We start from the raw sequence: 7651 nt of genomic DNA on the forward strand, positions 1-7651 counted from the left end.
ATACAATATAATCATAGGGTTACAATTTATCCTTTGGGGATAATGTGAACGCCTTGGCCGGGATAGGCGGCATGCACACTTTTGCAGGCAAAGTGATTGCCTCAATCGTTAAAAATGTGTTTAATTATAAGTAGTTAGTTAAAAAATGACGCGTATAACGGTTTTGACAAATCGAGCACGCGCGCTAATACAATGTTATACGATTAAGGAGAGAAATGAAGCCTGATTTACACGGGAGTAGAATTGTTTTGAGGTCAATTCAAACGAATGATTCTGATGATTTGTTTGAAATTTATGGTGATATTAAAACAATGGAATTTGCCTCAGACCCAGTTTTTACATCGAAAGATATGATAGTTCAGATGTTAAAAAACGTCGTCCGTTTGGAGAAATCAGGTGAATCGCTGGAATGGGCGGTTATGGATCAAGCGACAAACAAAGTTATTGGAACCTGCGGCTTACATAGTTTTAGTGATAACGGTGATTCCTGTGAGGTCGGATGCTTACTAAATTCATCGTACTGGCGAAAAGGGTATATGTCTGAAGCTCTTATTTTATTATTTTCTCATGCTAAATCTTTGGGCATTGAAAAATTGTATGCAGATATTGATGAGGGTAACTTTCGGTCTCAAGCTTTGTTTAATAAGCTAGGTTTCAAAGCTAAAAACGGTCAGTTTCAGTGCTTGGTGTGAGGCATCGTATAACAAGAAAATCAACGCGGACTAATAAAGCTTGGCTTGGTTCGCTGCGCTCAAAATTATGGCCAAGCTTTATTAGCCTGTTATTTTGGCGTTATACGGTGGCGGTAGGACGCCCGCTTTCGACACATAGCGAACAAAATTAAATATTTTGTTCCGGGAAACTCAAAACGATCCAGATACTCTGGCTCATTTATAAAGGACATCTTCTTCTGGAAGGATTTAATGAAATTTGATCTAAATGAAGCAATCCGTGATGTGCTAGATTTTCTGAAGACTCATTGGAAGCCCTCATTAGCGAAGTATATTATTTGGCCGTCAATGACGGTAGGTTTAACGTCGCTTAGTGTCCCACTATGGATTGATATTGCGAACTGGGTGTTAGTGCACCAGAATTTTTTCCCTGGTTATCAGTTTCCTATTTCGCAGCCAAATTACCCTCTGGGAGCCTCCCTTATAGGTTTCAGTGTTGTTGTCTATTTCCTTGACGTTTGGCTAAAGAAAAATAATAAGCTACCCAATCAATTAAATAAACTTCCATCACAAGTAGCTGATGAAATAACAGCACGTATGAAGAGTACTGGGTTTACCGCCCAACACCTTCAAGACGAAAAAATAGAAGAATTTGCTCACGAAATTACCTTGCTGCGATTTTTCGGTTCCTTTCCTAAGGAAGAGAAAGCGACGGCTTTAGCAGAAAGCATTATTGGTGGTGAGCTGTCTGGTGGTACCCCTCAAGCAAAAGCCAGGGCGCTAGCGCTACTGGCAAGATACTTGTGCGTGGGGGAAAGAGTTGAGCAGGCGAAAAGCTGGTTATCAGCCTCTAAAAAGCTATGCCAAACGGAAGAGGCAGAAATAGCTCAGGCCTTTATTGACGCGATTGGGTCAAACAATGTAGATGCGGCGTCTGGTTTGCTTAAGACAAGTGGCCCATCTAATTATGCCGCCTTCTTCATGATTAAAAAAACAGTGGAGGGAAACGAAGCTGCTTTTGACTGGCTTGAAGATGCAGGTTTAAGTGTTCAGGACTTAGATAACGGTGGAAAAGTCGCTTTAGTTTCTGCGTTACTGTCCGAACATCAATGGGAAAAGGCTTTAAATATTGTTCAGGCGATAGACAACGAATCCTTGTCTATTTCACCAGCGCTTGCTCAACTTTCCGCATTTACGTTCTTGGTAAACGCAATAAAGGCCGTTGAGCTCCGTGAGAGTGTGTTGAATTATATCCCCTTAGCAGCAGATAGGTTTCCACTGTCAGATAATTCTGAATCTGTAGTGCTTAGAAATCGCGCTGTTGAGCTGTTTAAAATTTGCTCGGATCTGGCAAGGCATCTCGATGCTGAAGATGTTGCGAATATGGCGGATAACTATGTGTTGTGGTTGGAGCTTAGAAACAGAGAAACGTATGAACAAGCAAAGGCACAGCTACAGAGTTACTTCATTAGTTACACTCAAAAAACGCTTGAGTATCTACCATTAGCTTTTGCGTTTGGAATTGATTTCGATCCTGTGTCTATTGAAAATGAGGTTAATAGACAGACAGCGCTAAGCCATGATAATGATCCAATTCTTGGTTTAGCCAGGTTTGTATTAGCACAGACCAAAAAGTCATTCCCGGCAGTGGTGGAATATATTGCCAGCCACAGGCATCAATTGGAAAAAGCTGTTAATCCCGTTGCTATTGGCATGCTTGAAGTAGAGGCATTGGCGCGGTCAGGGTTGGTGGATGATGCAGAACATCTCCTACAAAAGATAGATGGCTCGGGTGCGCCTGAAGCTGAAGTAATAAGTCTGCGAAATATCATCGAGTCAGCCAAGGGTAAAGATCCAGTTGCATTAGCTATAGGCCAATATCAACAAAGTAAAGCTACCAATGATCTTTTTCATTTGATTAATTTACTGGAAAGAGAAAACGTTGGGGATAGATATTACTCATATTGTAAGGAGCTATTTGATCGCACTGGCCAGGAATCTGATGCTATCAGAATCTGTAATGCCGCCTCTTCGCTTGGAAAATTTTCTGAGCTTCATCAATTTCTATCAGATAGGATGGATCTCGTCAAGAGAAGCGAGGGGCTACAAGCTCACTGGGCTTGGTGTCTATTTAGAAAAGGGGACCTAAGTGGTGCTCATGAACAGATTGTGCTTTTGAGGCAATCGAAATCACAACTAACTGATCTTAAAACGCTTGAAATCAATTTGTCTATATTCGGTGGTGACTGGGAATCCCTGACTGTCTTTGTGGAAGATAGCTGGAGTAGTCGGGAAGAGCTGACTGCCACTGAACTTTTACAAGCTGCCCAGTTAGCTAAAGCAGTCTCCCCAGGTCGAGCAAGGCAAATAGTAGAGTTTTGTACTGGCAAATATACTGAAGATCCTCAAGTGTTAGCGGCATCGTACTTTACGGCGACCACGATGGTCTGGGAGGACAATCAAAAAGCATCCGAGTGGCTCAATAAAGCGATGGTTCTCTCCAATGACGATGGCCCATTGCATAGGGCTTCATTAGACGACTTAAAAGAGATGATGTCTGAAGCCAGGGAGAAAAATGAGAAGGTTTTTAAAGCCTATATTGATGGTGATGCGCCTATTTTTACAGTGGCGGAGCTATTGAACAGGACGGTGTCTGACTTTTATCTGGTTCAACCCCAGGAAAACAAAAGCGCGAAAGATATACGGCGGAAAAATTTAGTACCGATATTTCATGGTGCTAGGTCGGTTCAGAATATTGATAGTGAGACGATTGCCATCGATGCTTCAAGTGCGCTGGTTATGGAGAATATAGGGCAGCTACATCATTTGTTTGATTGCTTCGAGAGAATTGTTATCCCTCACTCGTTCATGCGCTGGTTGTTTGAAGAGAAGCAGAAAGTAGCTTTTCACCAGCCGAGTCAGATTGAAAAGGCAAAACATTTTGAGCGAATGGTATCTGACGGCAGAATTTCAGTTTTTCATCCTAAAAAGATCAACAATCCGCAGCTGGCGTTAGATGTGGGTGATGAGCTTGCATATATGCTTGAGGAGGTTCAAGCGAGTCCTACAAATGAGTCGCAGGCATTGGTGGTTTGTTCCTGGCCTGTGTATAAGGTCGGTGGCTCTTTCAGAGATGAGGAAGCTGATCTTTCGTCATTTCATCACGGCCTGATTTCATGTTCACAATTAATCAGAAAACTCGTGGGTTTGGCTGTAATCACAGAAGCTCAGTGTGTTAAATCCTTAAGTTACCTGCGCCAACACGAGAAAGAATGGCCCACTGATCTTGAAGTAACAAGTGGTGCAAGATTATTTCTCGATTCACTGTCAATTACCTATTTAATGACCGTTGAAATGCTCGACAAGCTCAGCGAGGCCGGATTCGAAGTGTATGTCTTTAAAGGGGAGCGAAATAGGTATAGGTCGCTGATAAACTACGATTCAACCATCGAGCTGGCAGATTCGAAAATAGAAAATATAAGGAAGCTGTTTTCTAATGGGCTTACATCTGGGAAAGTGATTCTTGCTGAAACGCCGTTAAATAAAGGCCAAGTGGCTGCTGCTTCTAAGAATAATTATGCCAGACCAACAGAAGAGCTTTTTGAGACGCTGAAAGTATGCGATGCAGCATTTATAGATGATCGATTTATGAACAGGCATCGAAATATTACATTTAATGAAAGAACGGTACCGATTTTTACATCGTTAGATTTTATCGAGACGCTACACCATAAAGGGCTTATTTCTCAAGAACAGAAGCTTGATGCCAGAACATCGCTTCGGGAGTTTGGGTTTGAGTTTGTTAGCATTTCTTCTGAAGAGCTTGAATATCACCTAAATCACTCGGTTATTGCGAATGGTGAGTTTAAGCCAACCAAACAGCTAAGACTGATAAGAGAGAATATGCTTTTGATCAGGATTAGTGGCCTGGTTCAGCTCCCGCGAGATGCGCAGTGGCTACACGAAACAATGAAAACGATTGCACAAGCCATAAAGGCTCAGTGGTCGGCAGATTTTCCACTCGAACTAAGCCGTGCCAGATCTTGCTGGCTTTATGAGCTGATGGGCTATCGGGAGTGGGCGCAGGCCCACCAAATAAGGGGTGATGGAGGAATGGCCTATTTGGGTGAGGTATTAAAGGTGAATTCCATGTTGATTGCACCGGAGTCTGTATCTGATAAGCAAAAGGAAGACTACAAAGCTTGGTTGGATGAGTTTGTTCTGGGGCCGCTGAAGGATTTTGATCCGTGGAGCTTTAAGAATGTGGTTGACTCTATGAAGCAGCAGGTTAAAAGCCTTTCTCAACAATCGATGCTGGAGGAAAAGTCGGATGGCTAATTCTGATTCTATGCGTGCTTATATGGCCTCCCACGTTATCAATTTATTCCCCAGTCTGGTAAGGGCTGAACTATTATCTGATTCTAAGTTGTTGGAAGAGCTGGCTCTTGTGGCAGATGTCACAGTCAGTTTTGGTGATAAAGATATAGCCTTTTCCAGAAGTGCTCTCTTTGAGGCTACTCGCAGTGCTTTTGAAAATATCGAGGAAGAATACTTTCTGGAGGATATTAATGGCACTCCTTGGTCTCTACGCCATCATCTGTGTGAACGTCCAGCCTTTTCTTTAACTAAGGGTGATTTGCAGATACTTAATGATAGTTTTTGGCCGCTTTGTGCTGATGTAGACAGGCGGTTAAGCCTATTTGAGATAGAAGCGAAGGGTAAATCACTTTCGAAAGAGGAACTGGACCGTTGGAGGGCAGTGCTTTCGGTACCAACGATCAGTGATGATGATGTGTCAGATTTGTTGCTTGATTTGGATCACTCGCCAAGTCACATTGAGGCCTTATTGAGGCAGGAGTTTCAAGGCTCCTCAAATAAAGTTTCCACGCTGGTTCCAGATAATATTCGCTATTACGAAAGGCTTGTAGGGAAATGCTGTGGGAGTAAAAATATTGATGAGTACTGTAAGGTCGAGCTAAAACAGCATTTTGACGACCGAATAGAAAATAAAGTGGGTATTAATGATCTTTTGATCTGCATCCATGAGTCTATATCAGTAATTGTTTCCAATGGTCTTGTTGATGAGGCTCAGTATCACGCAATAGCAAACCAAGCAATCGAAACCTGTCATCCAATACTTTTAATATCATGCCTTGAAGTAGGCATACTAAAATTCAAGGATTCATCAGCCGCGATTATTAAAAAGTTGTTTGAATGCATATCTTCTGAAAAAACGTTAGATAACCTGCGTCTATTTTGCTCAATGGAAGTTTTTGTTGATGGAGAACTGGCGCGATTGCAGATATTCAAGGGGAAGCCACCATTCTATAGGCGTCTTGCCTCATTTGCTCAGTCAGCGTTAATTGTCAAGGTGGGGTTGGAAGAGGGGGTCGCTTTTGACAAAGTAGAGCAGTGGGCTTCTCGGCAAAGGGGGCTTTATTTTTTCTGCCAGAGTTTTGTCGACCTAATGGAAGAGCCAAGATGGCTACCGATGTATTTAACCGCAGAGCAGTTCATTAATGAGCTCTATGGACGGGCAAATAATGCATGTCAAAAGGCCAATACGAGTGAGGTTGTTGAGTACCTTAAAAAGGAGCTTACGCTTGGCTCGCGATTGAACTTGCATTCGTTCTTACCTGGGCCATTGGAAGGTGGCTCTGCACCAGCGGATGTGCCACATGAAATCTCGAACTTGCTTTCTAAGCATATAAACGGTGAGGCTTCATTTGAGTCCTACAAGGTTTTGATGAATTCTGCACCTTTCTGGAAAATTGATGACGAATATTTGGAGCGCGCAGTTTCACTACTCGAAAGCGCGCAGCACAAGTTGGCAGCGGCTAACGACAAGGATTCTATCTATCAAGTGTTAAACGGACTGGCTCAGGTTGCCTGTATGACCAGAAGTATAAAGCTTGCTGCATCGGTGACGATCTTAAGCCGACTATATCGGGACTATATTGATGTGGATTCTGAGCCTGAAAACTATCTGGCAATAGGTCTCGTGGCAGGAGCAGCTTTTGAGGACAAAGAAGGCTGGGCGGAATATATAGGACAATGGTGTACGGAGTTGGCATATCTGCCAATCGGCGCGGACGCTATTGAAAGAATAGAAGTGATGCTTGGAAGGCTTTGTATCCTGGAGCCCTATTTATACTACACCTGCTCAAAAGCCCTCGATATTTTGAGGATGCTGAGTAGTAAATGAATTACAGTTTATGAAATGGTTAGAACTAGGTATTTGATTTAAAATTACACAACATCCATTACCTAGAACCCTAGGGCATTGTAGAATTCCTAGCGTGCTATTTTGGACGAATTTGGACATGGCTATGCTGGTTCAGCTCACGTATAACAAGCGCAAGCACTCGGAACAATTTTCCACTTCGCTTCAAATTGTCCGGTGTTGCGAGCGTTAAGTTTCTAAAGGAGTATCGGTGTTTGACATCAAGATTATTACTGCGATTATTGGCTCAAGTGTTTTAGCTGCATTAATAACCGCAATCTTTTCTAGAATTCAGCACTCTCGCCAAATAACGGTCAGATATGTAACTGAAGAAAGAGAAAAGTGGAGAGAAAACCTGAAAGTTGCAATGAGTGAACTTTCTGAATATGTAAATTCATCTGATGATAACGAAAAAACCAAAAAAATCAGAAGCAAGGCAACTTATATCAAACTATGCCTAAACCCTGACCCTAAGCATAGCTCCGACTCTGATGTTCTGAAAAAACTCGATGAAATTTGCAACTCGCCATCATATCGAAATTTCAAGAAGCTTGAAAAAAGCATGCAAATTATTCTTAAACATGATTGGGAAAGAGTAAAACTTGAGACAAAGACAAAACACTTGACTGTATTATATTTAATAGCTTTCTCATGTTTTATTTACTTTGGCATAGACCTCTATTTCAAAGATACTTTGTTTTATAAAAAAACCCAAAGTATCGAGCTTTTCTCAGGTCAGTATACAGAACTATTTTAC

4 protein-coding genes are annotated in these 7651 nt (G+C 42.1%); all 4 read left to right on the forward strand.

All coding sequences use genetic code 11. The features are described from left to right. Positions 1-215: 215 nt before the first annotated feature. The gene (locus BZG78_RS14940; RefSeq protein ID WP_077661653.1) at positions 216-692 is read left to right on the forward strand and encodes a GNAT family N-acetyltransferase; all 477 of its coding nucleotides are present in this window, start codon (positions 216-218) and stop codon (positions 690-692) included. A gap of 231 nt (positions 693-923) precedes the next feature. After that, on the forward strand, positions 924-5009 hold the full coding sequence (locus tag BZG78_RS14945; protein WP_077661654.1) for a hypothetical protein: 4086 nt from the start codon (positions 924-926) through the stop codon (positions 5007-5009). Next, a complete protein-coding gene (locus BZG78_RS14950; RefSeq protein ID WP_077661655.1) occupies positions 5002-6876 on the forward strand; it encodes a hypothetical protein in 1875 nt (624 codons plus the stop codon). The genes BZG78_RS14945 and BZG78_RS14950 overlap by 8 nt, the downstream gene beginning before the upstream one ends. A 229-nt stretch (positions 6877-7105) precedes the next feature. Beyond that, positions 7106-7651 (forward strand): hypothetical protein (locus BZG78_RS14955; protein ID WP_077661656.1); only part of this gene is annotated, 546 nt, incomplete at its 3' end.

This window comes from Salinivibrio sp. MA351 (assembly GCF_001996065.1).
Lineage (GTDB): Bacteria > Pseudomonadota > Gammaproteobacteria > Enterobacterales > Vibrionaceae > Salinivibrio > Salinivibrio costicola.

Bases quoted from the DNA above. Each gene is read 5' to 3' on its own strand.
- BZG78_RS14940 (WP_077661653.1), top strand. From the start codon at position 216: ATGAAGCCTGATTTACACGGGAGTAGAATTGTTTTGAGGTCAATTCAA.
- BZG78_RS14945 (WP_077661654.1), top strand. From the start codon at position 924: ATGAAATTTGATCTAAATGAAGCAATCCGTGATGTGCTAGATTTTCTG.
- BZG78_RS14950 (WP_077661655.1), top strand. From the start codon at position 5,002: ATGGCTAATTCTGATTCTATGCGTGCTTATATGGCCTCCCACGTTATC.